This window comes from Bacillus cereus group sp. BfR-BA-01492, assembly GCF_022662815.1.
GTDB lineage: Bacteria > Bacillota > Bacilli > Bacillales > Bacillaceae_G > Bacillus_A > Bacillus_A cereus_BD.
The window spans coordinates 286,944-304,288 of sequence record NZ_JAKUEH010000001.1 but is presented as its reverse complement, the minus strand read 5'-3'; the positions used below and the strand labels follow the sequence as shown (position 1 = coordinate 304,288).

Sequence of the window (17,345 nt, the reverse complement as noted above, 5' to 3'; positions counted from 1 at the left end):
CTCTTTTTACTTAAGAAATTGTCACAGGTTTTTCTTTCTTCCAAGAAAGGCCCAATCCTGTAAATCCAACGATAATCGTGATAATTGGACAGGCTAGGCAGAAGATGGAGTATGGAACGTAGTCTATTGTTGGAACGCTGAGCACATTTGCCAAGAATACACCACTTACGCCCCATGGTACAAGCGGATTAATAACTGTACCAGCATCTTCTAACACCCTTGATAAATTGCGACGCTTTAAGCCTACTTCATCATATTTATCGGCAAATGCTTGGCCTGTTAAAACGATGGATAAATATTGTTCACCGAGTAAGAAGTTAACGCCGATTGCTGTTGAAGCAGTAGAAATAATTAAACGTGTACTCGTTTTGACGAAATGAGAAATCATGTTCATTAATTGTGTAATAATGCCTAATCCTTGTAGTAAGCCGCCCATAGAAAGGGCTAGAAAAATAAGGGCAATGGACATCATCATACTTTGTAAACCACCGCGGGATAATAAGCTGTCAATGTCTTTTATTCCCGTCTTAGAAACATAACCTTCTTGCATAATTTTCATTAAATCAGCAAGTGAGGTACTTGGTTTGAAAAGAAAGAGAATGATAATACCTGCGACAATACCAGCAAGTAATGTTGGAACGGCCGGAACCCTTTTAAAAGCAAATATGAAGAGCAACAAAATAGGAATAAGTGTCACAATTGAAATGGTTGAATTTTTCTCTAGAACATTTATAAAGTTAGAAAAATCAACATTCCCTGCCGAGCCTTTTCCTAAAATAAAGAAGGCGATAAAAGCAATGATAAAAGCAGGAATTGTCGTCCAAAGCATGTTGCGAATATGCTCGAATAAGTCTACCCCAGTTACAGCTGGAGCTAAATTTGTTGTGTCTGATAAAGGTGACATTTTATCACCGAAGAAAGCTCCAGAAATAATTGCTCCTGCGATCAGTGCTGCGTCGTAGCCAAGAGCAGTACCCATTCCCATAAATGCAAGTCCGACTGTTGCGGCTGTTGTAAAAGCACTACCAATACTTGTTCCGACAATTGCACAAACGACAAATACCGTTGGGATGAAGACTTTAGGTGATACAAGTCCAAATCCGTATACCATTAATGTTGGAATAGTTCCAGCTGCAATCCAAACGCTAATTAAAACACCAACGAGTAAGAAAATAAAAATAGATGGAATACCCGCTGAAATACTACTTATCATACCTTTTTCCATAGTAGACCACGAAACCTTTTTCATAAATCCGAACGCTAATAACACAATAATGCCAAATAAAATAGGAATATGTGGTGATGTCTCTAGTTTAATAACACTAAAACCGATACAAAAAAAGATAAGAACCGTTAAAAGAACTGATTCAATTTTTGAAACCATTGTTTGCCCCTCCTAATAAATGAAAATCATTCTTTTTTAATTAAAATTCGCCAATATTATATATTTCCTTCTAAAATGTTAGAATTTTTTGACAAATGAAAAATAATTGTTTGCTGGCATAAAAAAATGCCCCTGCAAAATATGCAGGGACGAAAAAATCGCGGTACCACCCTAGCTTGTGAAAAAAGATAACACAAAATAAGGGAGAAAGCGCACCATCAAAAATAAAAACGCCCCTGCAAAATATGCAGGGACGAAAAAATCGCGGTACCACCCTAAATTGTGAAATGATTCATTTCACCACTCTGTAGAAATAACGGTCTATTCACCGTCTTTTACTACTCCAAATGTTTCGTAAAAGAAGCTCCAGGGGGTAATTCATAATTCGCTCTGTACTAGTTTGCACCAACCACCAGCTCTCTGTAATCAGGAAACGAAATACTACTAAATCCTATCAACGCCGAATTCATATGATGTTAGTTAAATTTTTAACACATATAGATCTTGCATGTCAATAAAAATGTGAATTATTTTTTATAGAAAATAAAGGAGAAAGTTTTATTATGATGAATTTGTTCGTTATAATGAACAGTGAAAGGAGGAGAGAAATGAAGAAAAAACTATTTCTTTTTACAGCCTTATTTATTTTAGTTGGAAGTGCAGGGGTTTACACAGCTTTTGCTGCGGCGCCAGATCAAACAAAACAAAAGAGCACAGAAACGAAAGGAAATCAGAAAGAAAATAGAGAAAAAATTGCTGGAAAATTAGGGGTATCAGTTGAAGGGAAAAGTGAACAGGAAATTCAAGAAGAGTTAAGTAAAGCAAGATATGAAAAAAGACATGAGTTATTAATCGAGCACGCAAGACAGCTTGGAATTGATACGGAAGGAAAGAAAGATGAGGAAATTATTCTGGAAATCGGTAAGATTCAGCATGGAAGATGAAGCGACTTATCATAGGATAAGTCGTTCTTTTTTAAGAATGAATCATTGAAAAGGAATTGACAGAAATTTCTCTTTAATGTTAACTTTATTTATAAACAAGTTAACATTAGGGGTGGCAATTATGACAGTAAGTAGTCGTACAAGTGAAAAAATACCGTATACATATGAAGAATTAGCTGAAAAGAATAAAGCATATGTATGGCATCCATTTACACAAATGAAGGATTATATAGCAGAAGATCCTGTTATTATTGAACGGGGTGAGGGGCGTAAATTGTATGATGTGCATGGCAACGCTTATTGGGATGGAGTTTCTTCTATTTGGCTTAATGTACATGGACATCACGTTCCAGAATTGGATGAAGCAATTCGTGAGCAATTAAATAAGATCGCTCATTCTACTATGTTAGGGCTGGCAAATGTACCGTCTATTTTACTTGCAGAAAAGGTTATTGAAATTGTTCCAAAAGGGTTAAAAAAGGTATTTTATTCAGATTCGGGTTCGACAGCTGTTGAGATTGCAATTAAAATGGCGTTTCAATATTGGCAACATAAAGGGAAACCTAAAAAACAAAAGTTTATTACATTAAAAGAAGCATATCATGGTGATACGATTGGCGCTGTTTCTGTAGGAGCAATTGACTTGTTTCACCAAGTGTATCGTTCTCTTTTATTTCATGCAATCAAAATGCCTTATCCGTATACGTATCGTTCTCCTTATGGTGATAACAAGGAGGAGATCGTTCAAAAGCATTTGGAAGAAATGGAAGAATTATTGAAACAGAAACATGAAGAAATTGCAGCGCTGATTGTGGAGCCTTTAATGCAAGGGGCTGGCGGCATGATTACAATGCCAAAAGGGTATTTGAAAGGGCTTCGTGATTTATGTACAAAGTATCATGTTTTATTTATTACAGATGAAGTGGCGACAGGATTTGGCCGTACAGGAAAAATGTTTGCCTGCGAGCACGAGGGAGTGACACCGGATATATTAACAGCTGGAAAAGGATTAACTGGTGGGTATTTACCGGTAGCGATTACCGTAACAACAGATGAGGTTTATAATGCTTTTTTAGGTGACTACGCAGAACAGAAAACATTTTTTCATGGCCATAGTTATACAGGAAATCCACTAGGTTGTGCAGTAGCGATCGCAAATCTAGAACTTTATGAAAAAACAAATTTAGTACAAGACGTTGCAAAAAAGGCGGATTATGTAGCGGATAAATTAGCAGCGCTTTATGAGTATAAATATGTTGGTGATATTCGGCAATGTGGCTTGATGATTGGGATAGAACTCGTTGAAAATAAGGAAACAAAAGAGCCGTTTGAATGGACAGAGCGGGTAGGAGTAGAAGTATGTAAACGATCAAGAGAGCTTGGGATGATATTGCGTCCTCTTGGTAACACAATTGTATTTATGCCGCCGTTAGCATCTAAAATAGATGAACTAGATGAAATGTTACGCATTTTATGTCAAGCAATTGCAGATATTACGGAGGGGAAATCATGAGTGGCTTTTTTATTACAGCAACGGATACCGAAGTAGGAAAAACAGTCGTTACAGGTGCAATAGCGGGGGTACTTAGAAAGCTTGGACATCATATAGGAGTATATAAACCATTGCAAAGTGGACATAGCGCTTCTCATCCAGAAGGTGATGCAGCTAGATTAAAGATGGTATCAGGAGTAGAAACAGCAGTGGATAAAATTTGTCCGTATTCGATTGAAGAACCGCTTGCTCCAAGATTGGCAATGCAGCGTGCAGGAAGAACGGTAACATTGGCGGATATTACTGCTCATTATAATGAGCTAATGGTAGAGTTTGATAGCTTGTTAGTAGAAGGAGCAGGGGGACTTGCTGTTCCTTATACAGAAGATGCGCTCGTTGTTGACTTTGCTAAGAAATTAAAATTACCGCTTATTATTGTTGCGCGTCCAACATTAGGTACTGTCAATCATACTATTTTAACAATCTCATATGCGAAAGCACAAGGTTTGCAAGTTGCAGGTGTTATTTTATCGGGGTGTAAAGAAGAAGAAAAAGAACGTGTACAAGAAAATAAAAAAATGATTGAAGAGTTAAGTGATGTGCCAGTTTTCGGTTTACTTCCAAAGCTTCGGGAAGGATATACGCGCGATGAACTAATAAAAGCAGCAGAAGAGAGTATTCAGATTTCATATTTAGAGGAGTATATGAAAAATGGATCAAGCATGGAAGCTACACTTTCACGCTAGTTTAAATCGTCTAAAAGAAAAGTCACAATACCGTGAAGTAGTGGTAACGGATCAAGCTGAAGAACCGTGGCTGATTCGGAACGGAGCGCGTATGCTGAATTTGGCATCAAATAATTATCTCGGTTTATCGGGGGATAGTCGGTTAAAAGAAGCGGCTATCGAAGCGATAAGGAAATATGGAGTAGGAGCGACGGCATCACGGTTTGTTATAGGGAACTATTCCCTTTATGAAGAGGTAGAAAAGAGTATTTGTGATTGGAAGCATACAGAGAAAGCAATGATTGTGAACAGTGGATATACAGCGAATGTTGGAGCTATTTCTTCTCTAATGGGACGCCATGATGTCGTTTTCAGTGATAAATTAAATCATGCTAGTATTGTTGACGGAGTGAAACTGAGCGGTGCAAAGCAGAAACGATATCGTCATAATGATTTACATCATTTGGAGCAACTACTGCAAACAACACCTTCTGAAAAAAGAAAATTAATTGTAACAGATACGGTGTTTAGTATGGATGGAGATGTTGCTTATTTAAAAGAATTGATTGCATTGAAAGAAAAATATGGAGCGCTTCTTATGATTGATGAAGCACATGCAAGCGGCATATATGGGAAACATGGTGCTGGACTTGCACATGTGGAGATGGAGCTTTCTAGAAAAATTGATATTCATATGGGAACATTTAGTAAAGCGTTAGGTTGTTATGGGGCTTATTTAGCAGGAAATGAAGTTTGCATTGATTATATGAGAAACAAGATGAGAAGCTTTATTTTTACAACGGCATTGCCACCAGGTGTACTCGCAACCATACAATGTGCAATTGACATTGTGAAAGAAGACGAGGAAAGACGGCAACGACTTTTAGAAAACGGAGCGTATTTTCGTAATGCGTTAAAAGAAGCTGGATGTAACATTGGTAATAGTTCAACACATATTGTTCCAGTTATTGTAACGTCGAATGAAGCGGCGATACGCTTTAGTGGAAAAGTGCAGGAAGCAGGAATTGCAGCGATTGCAATTCGGCCACCAACTGTTCCGCATAATAGCTCGCGCATTCGATTTACAGTGACATCTGAGCATACAAAGTCTGATTTAGAGTGGGCGATTCGGCAAATTGTGAACATTGGAAAAGAAGAGGGGATTGTGGAATGAAACAATTTAAGCTAATCTTTATCCCTGGATGGGGAATGGAAAAACAAGTATGGAGCCCAATCCTTTCACTTTTGCAGGAAAGTTTTGCCGAGCATGTTGAGTGGCATGATGTAAAAGAAATCAATGAATTTGCAAAGCGGGTAGAAAAAGCTACTGAAGGATACGATGTCATTTTAATCGGGTGGTCGCTTGGAGCGTTAGTTGCCCTTGAAGTATGTAACAATGTGAAAACAAAGGGAATGGTTTTAATAAGTGGTACAGCAAAGTTTACAGTGGATGAAAGGTATAAACATGGCTGGAAGACTTCTTTTGTTGAGAGAATGAAAAGAAATATAAAAAAACGAAAGAATGAGACATTGAGCCGTTTTTATATAAGTATGTTTGCTGAAGGGGAGAGTGCTGTAAAAGAATCATTCGAAAATATGATAAAAGAATTTCAAGGTGATTCGATAGAGTCTTTACAAATAGGGCTCGATTATTTAATGAGAGCGGATATGAGGGAACGCATAAAAGATGTAAATGTACCGATGTTACTTTTACATGGAGAACAAGATCCAATTTGTCCTTTGTCTGCTGCGCATTACATAAAAGAAAAGACAAATGCAACGCTTAAAGTGATTCATCAAGCAGGGCATGCCATTTGTGTGACGAATTTTGAATATTGCGCAAATGAAATTAGCAAATTTATAGAGGGGATACAAAATGATCAATAAAATATTGTTGCAAAAACGATTTAATAGAGCGGCTGTATCCTATGATCAATATGCCAATGTACAAAAGAAAATGGCTCATCATTTACTTTCGCAGTTGGAAAGGTGGTATAGCAGGGCAGCGGCAATTCGAATTTTAGAACTTGGCTGCGGAACGGGATATATTACGGAGAAGCTTGTACATTTATTTCCGAATGCACAAATTACAGCTATTGATTTCGCGGAGAGTATGATTGCTGTTGCGAAAAAAAGACGCCATGTTGATGAAGTTACCTTTCGATGTGAAGATATTGAAAAGCTTATATTAGATGACGTCTATGATGTCATCATCTCAAATGCAACATTTCAATGGTTAAATGATTTGCAGGTGTCCCTTGCAAAGTTATATGAGCATTTAGCTGGAGAAGGCATCTTGTTATTTTCAACATTTGGAAATCGAACGTTCCAAGAACTTCATCGTGCTTTTGAACGAGCGAAAGAAGAAAGAAATATAAAAAATCATGTATCAATTGGACAGCGTTTTTTTACAAAAGCGCAGTTGCAAAATATATGTTCCATAAAAAATGGGAATGTTCATGTATCTGAAACATGTTACATAGAGAAATTTACTCATATTAGAGACTTTTTTAAGTCGATTCGCAAAGTTGGTGCAACAAATAGTAATGAAGAAACGTATTGTCAAAGTCCTTCTATCTTTCGGGCGATGCTTCGCATATATGAGAAAGACTTTACGAAAGAAGGGGAGATTATAGCAACGTATCATGCTTTATTTGCGCATATTGAAAAAGAGGGGAAGAGGAGAAATGAAACAAATACAAACAAAAATAGATTGGAAGAAAATTGCGTTTGAAGTGATAGAAGGGAAAAGGATAACGAAAGAGGATGCGTTAGCGATTTTAGAAGCAGATGATACAGAAGTATTAGATATTATGAATGCTGCGTATATGATTCGTCATCATTATTTTGGTAAAAAAGTGAAATTAAATATGATTATTAATACGAAATCGGGATTATGTCCAGAAGATTGTGGGTATTGTTCTCAATCAATCGTTTCTGAAGCACCGATTGATAAATATGCTTGGTTGACACAAGAAAAAATTGTTGAAGGAGCACACGAAGCAGTCCGCCGCAAAGCTGGAACATATTGCATTGTTGCATCTGGTCGTCGTCCAACAGACAAAGAGGTAAATCATGTCATTGGTGCGGTGAAAGAAATTAAAGAAACAACGGATTTAAAAATATGTTGTTGCTTAGGCTTTTTAAATGAGGATCAAGCAAACCGATTAGCTGAGGCCGGGGTTCACCGTTATAATCATAACTTGAATACACATGCGAATCATTATGATAATATTTGTTCCACACATACGTATGATGACCGAGTAGATACGGTAGAAAAAGCGAAGCAAGCGGGCATTTCTCCTTGTTCTGGTGCAATCTTTGGAATGGGAGAAACGAAAGAGGAGCGCGTAGAAATTGCTTTTGAGTTACAACGGTTAGATGCAGACTCTATTCCATGTAATTTTCTCGTTTCTGTAAAAGGAACTCCGCTTGAAGATCGAAAAGAATTAACGCCAGTAGAGTGTTTAAAAATATTAGCGATGATGCGTTTTGTAAATCCTTCCAAAGAAATTCGAATTTCAGGTGGCCGTGAGCTTAATCTAAAATCTGTACAGCCGTTAGGATTATTTGCAGCAAATTCGATTTTCGTTGGAGATTATTTAACAACGGTAGGTCAAGAGCCAACAGCAGATTGGGGGATGATTCAGGACCTAGGGTTTGAAATTGAGGAATGTGCATTATAAGTAGGAAAGACCAAGCTTTTAAAGAAAGCTTGGTTTTTGTAATTAAAATGTAATAAAGTGGAAAGGATGCTGTCTGGAAGCGGTTTGCTCCTGGAAATAAAAAAAGTTTGGCCGAATTTTCCAACCTAAAATGGTACATAGTAAAAGTGTAATTTACATTGGGTTGGAGGATTTTACATGCACAAGTATATATTGGCTATTATGACGACACTTATTTTAGTAAAAGCGATTAGTTCAGATCCTGTAAAAGCAGCTCAAACCCCTGAACAGAAGGAAATGCAACAAAGAATTGAGCAACATTTTCGAACAAAAGCAGAACACTTTGGGATTAAAACTGAGGGAAAAGATTTAAAAGAGGTAAGAAAAGAATTACATATTGTAGAGGAAGAAAAAAAGAGAGAAAATGTTTGGAAAACAGCACAAAATTTACGAATTAAGACAGAGGGAAAAACAATGGAAGAGTTAATTCGAGATGTACGAAAAAAAGTAAGAAAATAAGGAATTTGATTTCATTTTGAGAAACATAAAAAAGAGGCAAACGCCTCTTTTTTATGCCCATTGTTTTGATAAATGAGCCATTTCAATTGCAGAAACGGCAGATTCATAGCCTTTATTTCCAGCTTTTGTCCCTGCGCGCTCAATTGCTTGTTCAATTGTTTCAGTAGTTAGTACGCCAAAAATAACGGGAATTTCTGTTTGCAGTGATAAAGATGCAACCCCTTTAGCAACTTCATTACAAACATAGTCATAATGCGATGTAGCCCCGCGAATGACAGTACCGAGTGTAATAACTGCATCATACTTCCCGCTATTTGCCATTTTTTTAGCGATGAGTGGAATTTCAAATGCACCTGGAACCCATGCAACATCAATATGATTTTCTTCTACACCATGTCGTTTTAAGCCGTCTAATGCGCCGCCTAACAGTTTGCTGGTAATAAATTCATTAAAACGTCCTACTACTACTCCAATTTTTAATCCTGTACCTACTAAATGACCTTCGAATACCATCATGATCTCTCCTTCAAATAGATTATAAGTTTAATAAATGACCTAATTTTGTTACTTTTGTCTGTAAATATGTTTCATTTTCTTGTTTTGTTGGCATTTGCAACGGTACGCGCTCAACAACTTCTAGTTCGTATCCTTGTAAGCCAGCAATTTTTCTTGGATTATTTGTTAATAAACGCAGCTTTTGTAATCCTAAGTCTTTTAATATTTGTGCGCCGATACCATAATCGCGAAGGTCTGCTGGAAATCCTAACTTTTCATTTGCTTCTACTGTATCTAGCCCTTCTTCTTGTAATTTATAAGCGCGCAATTTATTGAGAAGTCCAATGCCGCGTCCTTCTTGTCTCATATAAAGAAGCACACCTCTACCTTCACGCTCAATTTGCGTAAGGGCAGCATGGAGTTGTGGCCCGCAATCACAGCGACAAGAGCCGAAAACGTCCCCAGTTAAGCATTCGGAATGAACGCGGACAAGAACAGGCTCATCTGTTGAAACATCACCTTTTATAAGTGCGATATGTTCTTTTTGATCTAGAGAATTCGTGTAACCAATCGCATGAAATGTACCAAATTCAGTTGGTAGTGTAATTTCAACTTCTTTTGTCACAAATGTTTCGTGATGGCGCCGATACGCAATTAAATCTTCGATTGTAATCATTTTTATATCAAATTGTTTAGCAACTTGTATTAAATCAGGGACGCGAGCCATCGTGCCATCTTCTTTTATAATTTCACAAATAACTCCTACTGGTTCTGTACCGCATAGTTTTGCAAGATCCACCGCTGCTTCCGTATGACCAGCGCGACGAAGTACACCGCCATCTTTTGCAATTAGCGGAAAGATATGCCCAGGACGATTAAAATCGCTCCCCTTAGAAGATGGATTTAATAATTCGCGCACAGTTGTCGCACGCTCATGGGCACTAATTCCTGTTGTTGTAGAAATATGATCAATACTAACTGTAAATGCAGTATGATGAGAATCAGTATTTTGAGATACCATAGGTTCTAGTTGCAGACGTTTCGCATAGTGCTCTGTAAGTGGTACACATACAAGACCGCGTCCATGTGTAATCATAAAATTGATTGTTTCCGGTGTAATATACTCGGCTAAGGCGATAAAATCACCTTCGTTTTCACGGTTTTCGTCATCACATACAATAATGACTTTTCCTTGTTTTAAATCTTCTAGTGCTTCTTCAATACGATGAAACATCGTGCTTCCCCCTTATAGAAATCCGTTTTCTTGTAAAAAACTTTCTGTAACTGAATTGCTCCGCTTTGTTGGTTGTGACATAAACCGTTCGATATATTTTCCAATCATGTCACACTCAATATTGACGATATCCCCAGCTCCTTTTGTACCAATAATAGATTCGCTTACTGTATGGGGAATGAGCGAAATTGTAATGGAATCGTCAGCCACATCAAATATCGTTAAACTCGTACCGTCAATTGCAACGGAACCTTTTTGTAAACAATAGCGAAGTAAATGATTGGGCATTTTGATTTTGTAATATATGGCATTATAATGTTGTTTTTTGCTTACAATTGTGCCAATTCCATCAATATGACCTGTAACAAAATGTCCACCAAAACGTCCGTTAGCTGCCATAGCCCGTTCTAAATTCACTTGAGAATGTTGCTTTAGCATGCGAAGTGACGTTGATTTCATTGTTTCAGGCATCACATCAACCGTGAAATGAGATTCGGTAAATGATGTAACAGTTAAGCAAATACCGTTAACGGCAATGCTATCTCCTATTTTGACATCTGATAAAATGAAGCGTGCTTGAATTGTTAGTTTCATTGCTTCTCCGCTTTGTTTTATAGTTGAAACGGTTCCTAATTCTTCTACGATTCCTGTGAACATGAAGGCACCTCATTTCGCTTTCTAGCAATGATTTTTATATCATTACCAATCTGTGTCATCTCTTGAAATTGCAAGGAAAGTGCATCTTGTAGCTGTATAAAACCAGTGCCCCCAAACCAAGTAGGAGCATCTTTTCCACCAATTAATTTTGGGCTTATATAGGTTACAATTTCATTGAAACAATTTGCTTCTAAAAAACTTGCATGTATAGACTGTCCTCCCTCTACAAAGAGTGAGAGAATTTGCTTTTCTCCAAGCAGAGTGAGAAGGTCTTGAATTTCAATGCAATCTTTATTCATTTGTAATACAGATACATGTTCAGACTTATATTGTAATATTTGATCTTTTTGAACGTTTTTTCCAACGATAATCCATGTTAGAGCTACTCGGTCTGTCACCACACGAGAGAGAAGCGGCGTTCGTAAATGTGTATCTAAAATAATCCGAATTGGATTTTTACCTCCATTTGGAAGGCGGGTAGTTAACGATGGATTATCAGCGATGACTGTATTTACTCCGACGAGAATTGCATCGTGTGTGTGTCGATAGTGATGAACATCATCGCGGGCTGCGTCTTCTGTAATCCATTTACTTTCCCCAGTAGTAGTTGCAATTTTTCCATCTAAGCTCATTGCTGTTTTTAATGTGACAAAAGGGCGCTTTGTTTTCATATAGTGAAAAAAGTATCGATTTAAGGAAAGCGCCTCTTCTTCTAAAATACCAGTTGTCACATGAATACCTGCTTCTTCTAATTTCTTTTTCCCATTGCCAGCAACAAGAGGATTGGAATCAAGCGTAGCGATTACAACGCGTTTGATTTTCTTTTTAATAAGCAAGTCACAGCAGGGTGGGGTTTTTCCAAAGTGGCTGCATGGTTCAAGTGTGACATATACAGTTGCATCTTTTGCATGAGCACCGGCCATGCGCAGTGCATGAACTTCTGCATGTTCTTCACCTGCACGAAGATGAGCCCCCATTCCGACGATTTTCCCATTTTTCACAACAACAGCACCGACCATTGGATTTGGACTTGTTTGCCCCGCTGTACTTTGCGCCAACTGTAAAGCAATTTTCATATATTCTTGGTCCGTCATTTTTTTTCACCTCTCCTAAGAAAAAATCAAAAAACCCCAAGGATGATATCCTTGGGGTTTGGGAGACGTGATTTCTAGAAATATAGTACGAATACGAAAGTACAAGAAAGAAACCTAGCTATGTTTTATATTTTTGCATAGAAAAGAAGCCTAGCAAAAATATATTTTTTTACACGCTAGTTTACATAGTTTATTTCAGCATAGAAAAAATAGGTATATGAAATAAAGCATATACGATTATGAAAAGTGTGCATGCTAAAATAAAAGTGTATTCGCTATATAAGCACTAGAAAACATATCCTTCTCCCATCCAGACTATACTGTCGGCTCTAGAGTTTCACTAGATCCACCGTTTTCAATTTTGAAAACGGGTCACGGACTTAGAAGCGTGCACTTCATCACCGCCGGTTGGGAATTTCACCCGACCCCGAAGGATGCTGTTTGCTCACATTATAGCACAAAAAATAAAAAAGGATAGAAAAAAATACTCGAATATGGAGAATTGCGTGACAATAAATGGGGGGAAATCGTTGGGAGAGAAGGGAAGAGGATAGATAATAATTTTTTGCTGAAGTTAGAAAAAGCATGCACCTCGATTGATGCATGCTTTATCAAAATTATTTTGTTTCTGGAGCACGAACAACGGATTCAAACTTGCCCTTATGTGCTGCGTCGCAATAAGGCATATTTTTTGATAAACCACAGCGACATAAAGAAAATGCAGGTTTCGCTGGGAAAGCATTCCCTTGCGAATCGACTAATTCCACATCCCCTGTAATGCGAAATGAGCCATTGTCATTTACTTTAATTTGTACTTTTGCCAACAGAATTCCCTCCTTCCAAACGCTTAAGTTCATCATATAATTGCAAGAGGGAACTTGACAATACAAAACTTACTTTGTCTGAAAGAGAGGAGAGTGTTATAATATCGTTTATAACTGATTATAGTAAGGTGACTAAGTATGAATAAACAATTACGTACACTACAAAATGTTGCAAATGAGCGCACATGGGCGTCTTTTTTAAATGATAATCATCCATATAGTTTACTTCATTGGTCAATTGCAGGTGTGGGGCAAGAGGCGAAAGATGTATGGTTATTACAAGATGAGGTAACGTTTCAAACAACTGAATTTGCAACACTTGATGAGGCAATGAAGTGGATTTCTGAAAATATGGAACAAATTACAGATGTTTTAGCACAGTAATAGAAAAAACAGGCTTAAGCGAGCCTGTTTTTTGTTTCTTTTACATAAGTTTCTAAAAATTGATCGACGGCATATTCATATTCTTGTTTGTTTTCATTATAAGAGCAAGCATGTGCACCACGCTCTGCAATATAGAGCTGTTTATTATCATTCTTTGCATCGTATAGCGCTTTTGTCATGTCACATAAAATATAGTCGTCGTCTTTACTATGAATAAAGAGGACGGGATTATTTATATTTTTTATACAATCAATTGGTGAAATTTCACCGATTGTATAACCATCACGAACTTTTAAAAATGCATTTGCTAAAGGTAACAACGGCCATTTTGGTAAATGGAATTCCACTTTCAATCGATGCTGAAGTTGCTCGTAAAAATCAGAAAATGGACAATCTGCGATATAAAAATCAGCGCCATCTTCAATCATTCCTGCATATTGTAGAAGAATAGCAGCTCCCATTGATTCTCCATGAATACCAAGTAGAATATTTGTACCAAATCGAGTTTTCAGCCAATCCACTACAGCTTTTAAATCATACTTTTCGTAATACCCATAACTTGTTGTCTTGCCACCGGATTGACCGTGTCGACGGTGATCGTAAATGAATACGTTATATCCTTTTTTTAAAAATAAATTTGCATATTTGATAGAATTTATTTTATTAACCGTTACACCGTGACAAAAAATCATGAATTTATTGGAATGACCTGTAGGAATATAATATCCGTGAATGTCGTATCCAAATTGTGAAGGAATCCAAATTTCTTCTTTCGGTAAGGCTTGAAAATCACTTAAGTGAAAGTGTTTTTTTGTTTCGCGTTCTAAAATTTCTTCGTCTGTTTTTTTCTTTAAATACATGACTTTATTCGTAAAAAAAATACCAATACCAATTAACGCACCTAGTATCGTTAGTACAGTCATAAAAATACGTTTCATACCTTACCTCATCCTCCAAAGAACTTTTACATATGATACACTTATATTGTATCATAGTAGTTTAAAAAGGTGGGAACAGGGAATGATTCAAATACAAAAAATTACAGATGAGATGAGAGATACGATTCGAAATTTTATGTGTAAAAATTGGGGTAGCACAATGATGGTTTCCAAAGAAAGAGCTCATCAATTAGATGAATTACCAGGATTTGTTGCAATTAAAAATGACAGAATAGTGGGAATTATAACATTTGAATTAAAAGAAAGCATGTGTGAAATTGTGTCATTAGATAGTTTTGTTGAAAGGAAAGGGGTTGGCACGAGACTTGTAGAATGCGTGATGACATTAGCTCGCGAGCATATGTGTAACAAAGTATGGCTAATTACGACAAATGATAATACGAACGCACTTCGATTTTATCAGAAACGTGGTTTTATCATGACAAATTTGTACGTTGATGCCGTGGAGAAGGCAAGGAAAATGAAAAAAGAAATACCATTTTTTGGATATGGTGATATTCGTATATTGCATGAAATTCAACTCGAATATAGGTTGTAAACGGTCGTTTATGTAACATTTTTCAGAAATATAAAATAACAAACTTGACGATATACATTTTTTAGTTTAATTTTTAATTGTAAACTATTACCATATCAAGGGGTGACGATGTGGCAACAATACGTGATGTTGCAAAAGTAGCCGGTGTTTCAGTCGCAACCGTTTCACGAGTCATGAATGAAAAAGGATATGTTCATGAAGATACAGTTAAACAAGTGAAACAAGCAATTGAAGAATTAAACTATAGGCCCAATGCGGTAGCGAAAGCTTTATTTAAAAAATCTTCAACAATTATTGCTATACTTGTGCCGAATTTACGAAATCCATCATACATAACTTTTCTTCGTTTTATAGAAGAATCGGCATATCAAGAGGGGTATCAAGTCATTGTTTGTAGTGTGGAAAATAAAAGGAATTATATAGATATATTATCTAGAAATCATATAGCTGGAATTCTTATGACGGAGGAAGTCTTTCGGGAAGTAGGAGAAGTTTCAGTTCCGTTTGCTGTAATAGATGCGAAAGTACCGCTTTTCGAATATTATCAAAGTGCAAAAAAGGCCGTTACTATGCTTAAGGAAAAAGGATGCCATTTTCTAGCGTATATTGGAGAAAAGGGTCATAGTGAAGAGATGGAGGAGCATATATCTGGTTTTTTAGATGCAGTTTGGGAAGAGGAAATACCGTATCGGGTAGAAACTTTAGAAGGGGCTACGGAAAAGCGATATCAAGAAGTATTACGAAAATATCCATACGTAGACGGTATTGTAGCTTCAAGTGATAAAGTTGCTATTTCTATTATTCGTGCAGCAAATTCCCTTGGCATTCATATACCGAATGAATTGCAAGTGATTGGATTTAAGGGGAGTATGCAAGGAGAATGGATAAACCCATCATTATCAACGATAGAAAACTGTTATGAAAAAAGAGTAGTGTATACTTTGCAACAATTAGTTGGGAAAATAAAGAAGAAACAAGTGAAACATGAAGTTGTGAAAACGGAATTTGTATTTATAGAAAGAGAATCAACGAAGTGAAAAAGGTGCGCTTGAACAGCGCACCTTTTTATAGTGTAATTGCGGCAATAAATCCGAATAAAAGTAATGGAATATTGTAGTGCAGAAAAGTTGGCACACATGTATCCCATATATGGTGGTGCTGCCCATCTGCATTTAATCCTGAAGTAGGTCCGAGTGTACTATCGGATGCTGGAGAACCTGCATCGCCTAATGCCCCCGCTGTACCAATAATGGCAATTGTTGCCATTGGGCTAAATCCAAGTTGGATACAAAGAGGAACGAAAATGGTTGTTAAAATGGGAATAGTAGAAAAGGAGGATCCAATTCCCATTGTGACGAGTAATCCAATAATAAGCATAAGAAACGCTGCAAGCGGTTTGCTATTTCCGATTAAATGAGCGCTCGCTTGCACAAGTGATTCAACATGTCCTGTCTTTCTTAAGACAGCGCCGAAACCAGCAGCAGAAATCATAACAAACCCAATGAAGGACATCATCCGCATGCCACTTGTTAAAATAGCATCTGCCTCTTTAAGAGGCAGACTTCCACTAATGGATAATACGATAATTCCTGCTAAGGCACCAAAAATCATTGACTCTGTTGTTAATTGAACAGTTAACGTTGCCAGAATAGACAATAATCCAAATATAATGCTTCTTTTTGTATAAGGAATATCTTCATTCACTGTGCCTTGAATCGTTTTCGTTTCATACGTACGCGGTTTGTGATAAGTAATGAATATAGCTATACATAATCCGATTATCATACCAATTGCTGGGATAGTCATCGCCTTAGGAATGAGAGATACATCAAATGTAAGTCCGCTTTGCTGAGCATTTGTTTGTAAGACGTCATGATAAATTTTCCCGAATCCAGCTGGTATCCACATATAAGGTGTAATTAACCCAAAAGTAATGAGACATGTCACCAATCTGCGATCTATTTTCAATTCATTTAACACTTTTAAAAGTGCTGGAATTAAAATTGGGATGAAGGCGATATGAACTGGAATCACATTTTGTGAAAAACAGGCCATTGCCAGAATAATAAATAAAATGAGTATTTTGGAATACATTTGTTTCTTTGTGTCTTTATCATTTCCAATTATGTTTAGTGCAGCGTGAATCATCGCATCAGGTAGTCCAGTTTTCGAAAGGGAAATAGCAAATCCACCGAGCATCGCATAGCTTAAAGCGATTGGTGCACTGTTTCCAAGGCCAGTAGTAAATACGTTAATTGTTTCTGAAATACTAAGGCCACCGATTAGCCCACCTGTTAAAGCACCAACAATAATGGCGACAATGACTTGGACACGTAATAAACTAAGCAATAGCATGACGGCTACTGCGATAAGTACAGCATTCATAATCAATATAATCTCCTAAACTTTATTCTGTTTATATCATTTTTAC

General features: G+C 37.0%; 19 protein-coding genes, 1 riboswitch and 1 other annotated feature. Of the genes, 11 read left to right on the top strand and 8 right to left on the bottom strand.

What is annotated here, in order from left to right; all coding sequences use genetic code 11:
- Nucleotides 1–10: 10 nt before the first annotated feature.
- Nucleotides 11–1,384 carry a Na+/H+ antiporter NhaC gene (nhaC, locus tag MR063_RS01630; protein ID WP_242143684.1) on the bottom strand — a complete coding sequence of 458 codons (1,374 nt, stop codon included), beginning with the start codon at nt 1,382–1,384 and terminating at the stop codon, nt 11–13.
- A 246-nt stretch (nt 1,385–1,630) separates the two neighbouring features.
- Nucleotides 1,631–1,851: a binding site (T-box leader), on the bottom strand.
- A gap of 117 nt (nt 1,852–1,968) precedes the next feature.
- On the opposite strand from nhaC, the gene MR063_RS01625 reads away from it, so the two are divergent.
- From MR063_RS01625 to MR063_RS01590, 8 genes are all read left to right on the top strand, one after another.
- Complete coding sequence (locus MR063_RS01625) at nt 1,969–2,328, top strand: hypothetical protein (RefSeq protein WP_242193034.1); 360 nt, start codon at nt 1,969–1,971, stop codon at nt 2,326–2,328.
- A 76-nt stretch (nt 2,329–2,404) separates the two neighbouring features.
- Entirely contained in the window at nt 2,405–3,841 is a 1,437-nt protein-coding gene (gene bioA, locus MR063_RS01620; protein ID WP_242193033.1) for an adenosylmethionine--8-amino-7-oxononanoate transaminase, read from the top strand.
- Complete coding sequence (gene bioD, locus MR063_RS01615) at nt 3,838–4,566, top strand: dethiobiotin synthase (protein ID WP_242193031.1); 729 nt, start codon at nt 3,838–3,840, stop codon at nt 4,564–4,566. Before bioA ends, bioD begins: the two co-directional genes overlap by 4 nt.
- Nucleotides 4,532–5,719, top strand: a complete 1,188-nt coding sequence (gene bioF, locus MR063_RS01610) for an 8-amino-7-oxononanoate synthase (RefSeq protein WP_242193029.1) — start codon at nt 4,532–4,534, stop codon at nt 5,717–5,719. Before bioD ends, bioF begins: the two co-directional genes overlap by 35 nt.
- Nucleotides 5,716–6,432: an alpha/beta fold hydrolase gene (locus MR063_RS01605; protein ID WP_242193028.1), complete on the top strand. Its 717-nt coding sequence runs from the start codon at nt 5,716–5,718 to the stop codon at nt 6,430–6,432. Before bioF ends, MR063_RS01605 begins: the two co-directional genes overlap by 4 nt.
- On the top strand, nt 6,422–7,279 hold the full coding sequence (gene bioC, locus MR063_RS01600; protein ID WP_242193027.1) for a malonyl-ACP O-methyltransferase BioC: 858 nt from the start codon (nt 6,422–6,424) through the stop codon (nt 7,277–7,279). The genes MR063_RS01605 and bioC overlap by 11 nt, the downstream gene beginning before the upstream one ends.
- Nucleotides 7,233–8,231, top strand: a complete 999-nt coding sequence (gene bioB, locus MR063_RS01595; RefSeq protein ID WP_242193026.1) for a biotin synthase BioB — start codon at nt 7,233–7,235, stop codon at nt 8,229–8,231. The genes bioC and bioB overlap by 47 nt, the downstream gene beginning before the upstream one ends.
- 177 nt (nt 8,232–8,408) lie before the next feature.
- Complete coding sequence (locus MR063_RS01590) at nt 8,409–8,729, top strand: hypothetical protein (RefSeq protein WP_242143677.1); 321 nt, start codon at nt 8,409–8,411, stop codon at nt 8,727–8,729.
- Nucleotides 8,730–8,780: 51 nt separating this feature from the next.
- Here the strand turns inward: MR063_RS01590 and ribH are convergent, their stop codons facing one another.
- From ribH to MR063_RS01565, 5 genes are all read right to left on the bottom strand, one after another.
- Entirely contained in the window at nt 8,781–9,242 is a 462-nt protein-coding gene (gene ribH, locus MR063_RS01585) for a 6,7-dimethyl-8-ribityllumazine synthase (protein WP_242193025.1), read from the bottom strand.
- 22 nt (nt 9,243–9,264) lie between these two features.
- Nucleotides 9,265–10,458 carry a bifunctional 3,4-dihydroxy-2-butanone-4-phosphate synthase/GTP cyclohydrolase II gene (locus MR063_RS01580; RefSeq protein ID WP_242193024.1) on the bottom strand — a complete coding sequence of 398 codons (1,194 nt, stop codon included), beginning with the start codon at nt 10,456–10,458 and terminating at the stop codon, nt 9,265–9,267.
- A gap of 12 nt (nt 10,459–10,470) precedes the next feature.
- Complete coding sequence (gene ribE / locus MR063_RS01575) at nt 10,471–11,115, bottom strand: riboflavin synthase (RefSeq protein ID WP_242193023.1); 645 nt, start codon at nt 11,113–11,115, stop codon at nt 10,471–10,473.
- Nucleotides 11,097–12,209: a bifunctional diaminohydroxyphosphoribosylaminopyrimidine deaminase/5-amino-6-(5-phosphoribosylamino)uracil reductase RibD gene (gene ribD, locus MR063_RS01570; RefSeq protein WP_242193021.1), complete on the bottom strand. Its 1,113-nt coding sequence runs from the start codon at nt 12,207–12,209 to the stop codon at nt 11,097–11,099. The genes ribE and ribD overlap by 19 nt, the downstream gene beginning before the upstream one ends.
- Before the next feature lie 294 nt (nt 12,210–12,503).
- Nucleotides 12,504–12,648, bottom strand: a riboswitch (FMN riboswitch).
- A gap of 178 nt (nt 12,649–12,826) precedes the next feature.
- Nucleotides 12,827–13,069 (bottom strand): CDGSH iron-sulfur domain-containing protein, encoded by a 243-nt coding sequence (locus MR063_RS01565; RefSeq protein WP_242143672.1) that lies wholly within the window; start codon nt 13,067–13,069, stop codon nt 12,827–12,829.
- Nucleotides 13,070–13,171: 102 nt separating this feature from the next.
- On the opposite strand from MR063_RS01565, the gene MR063_RS01560 reads away from it, so the two are divergent.
- Nucleotides 13,172–13,417 (top strand): DUF2552 family protein, encoded by a 246-nt coding sequence (locus tag MR063_RS01560; protein ID WP_012095265.1) that lies wholly within the window; start codon nt 13,172–13,174, stop codon nt 13,415–13,417.
- Between the two features lie 14 nt (nt 13,418–13,431).
- Here MR063_RS01560 and MR063_RS01555 read toward each other — a convergent pair whose 3' ends face one another.
- Nucleotides 13,432–14,355, bottom strand: coding sequence for an alpha/beta hydrolase (locus MR063_RS01555; protein WP_242193019.1), 924 nt, complete (start codon nt 14,353–14,355; stop codon nt 13,432–13,434).
- Between the two features lie 82 nt (nt 14,356–14,437).
- Between MR063_RS01555 and MR063_RS01550 the strand changes: the two genes are divergently transcribed.
- Both MR063_RS01550 and MR063_RS01545 read left to right on the top strand, forming a co-directional pair.
- The gene (locus MR063_RS01550; protein ID WP_242193018.1) at nt 14,438–14,914 is read left to right on the top strand and encodes a GNAT family N-acetyltransferase; all 477 of its coding nucleotides are present in this window, start codon (nt 14,438–14,440) and stop codon (nt 14,912–14,914) included.
- Nucleotides 14,915–15,024: 110 nt separating this feature from the next.
- On the top strand, nt 15,025–15,951 hold the full coding sequence (locus MR063_RS01545) for a LacI family DNA-binding transcriptional regulator (protein ID WP_242193016.1): 927 nt from the start codon (nt 15,025–15,027) through the stop codon (nt 15,949–15,951).
- A gap of 28 nt (nt 15,952–15,979) precedes the next feature.
- Here the strand turns inward: MR063_RS01545 and MR063_RS01540 are convergent, their stop codons facing one another.
- Nucleotides 15,980–17,299, bottom strand: coding sequence for a Na+/H+ antiporter family protein (locus MR063_RS01540; protein ID WP_242193014.1), 1,320 nt, complete (start codon nt 17,297–17,299; stop codon nt 15,980–15,982).
- Nucleotides 17,300–17,345 lie beyond the last annotated feature (46 nt).

Bases quoted from the DNA above. Each gene is read 5' to 3' on its own strand.
- nhaC (WP_242143684.1), bottom strand. From the start codon at position 1,384: ATGGTTTCAAAAATTGAATCAGTTCTTTTAACGGTTCTTATCTTTTTT.
- MR063_RS01625 (WP_242193034.1), top strand. From the start codon at position 1,969: ATGAACAGTGAAAGGAGGAGAGAAATGAAGAAAAAACTATTTCTTTTT.
- bioA (WP_242193033.1), top strand. From the start codon at position 2,405: ATGTTAACTTTATTTATAAACAAGTTAACATTAGGGGTGGCAATTATG.
- bioD (WP_242193031.1), top strand. From the start codon at position 3,838: ATGAGTGGCTTTTTTATTACAGCAACGGATACCGAAGTAGGAAAAACA.
- bioF (WP_242193029.1), top strand. From the start codon at position 4,532: ATGGATCAAGCATGGAAGCTACACTTTCACGCTAGTTTAAATCGTCTA.
- MR063_RS01605 (WP_242193028.1), top strand. From the start codon at position 5,716: ATGAAACAATTTAAGCTAATCTTTATCCCTGGATGGGGAATGGAAAAA.
- bioC (WP_242193027.1), top strand. From the start codon at position 6,422: ATGATCAATAAAATATTGTTGCAAAAACGATTTAATAGAGCGGCTGTA.
- bioB (WP_242193026.1), top strand. From the start codon at position 7,233: ATGAAACAAATACAAACAAAAATAGATTGGAAGAAAATTGCGTTTGAA.
- MR063_RS01590 (WP_242143677.1), top strand. From the start codon at position 8,409: ATGCACAAGTATATATTGGCTATTATGACGACACTTATTTTAGTAAAA.
- ribH (WP_242193025.1), bottom strand. From the start codon at position 9,242: ATGGTATTCGAAGGTCATTTAGTAGGTACAGGATTAAAAATTGGAGTA.
- MR063_RS01580 (WP_242193024.1), bottom strand. From the start codon at position 10,458: ATGTTTCATCGTATTGAAGAAGCACTAGAAGATTTAAAACAAGGAAAA.
- ribE (WP_242193023.1), bottom strand. From the start codon at position 11,115: ATGTTCACAGGAATCGTAGAAGAATTAGGAACCGTTTCAACTATAAAA.
- ribD (WP_242193021.1), bottom strand. From the start codon at position 12,209: ATGACGGACCAAGAATATATGAAAATTGCTTTACAGTTGGCGCAAAGT.
- MR063_RS01565 (WP_242143672.1), bottom strand. From the start codon at position 13,069: ATGATGAACTTAAGCGTTTGGAAGGAGGGAATTCTGTTGGCAAAAGTA.
- MR063_RS01560 (WP_012095265.1), top strand. From the start codon at position 13,172: ATGAATAAACAATTACGTACACTACAAAATGTTGCAAATGAGCGCACA.
- MR063_RS01555 (WP_242193019.1), bottom strand. From the start codon at position 14,355: ATGAAACGTATTTTTATGACTGTACTAACGATACTAGGTGCGTTAATT.
- MR063_RS01550 (WP_242193018.1), top strand. From the start codon at position 14,438: ATGATTCAAATACAAAAAATTACAGATGAGATGAGAGATACGATTCGA.
- MR063_RS01540 (WP_242193014.1), bottom strand. From the start codon at position 17,299: ATGAATGCTGTACTTATCGCAGTAGCCGTCATGCTATTGCTTAGTTTA.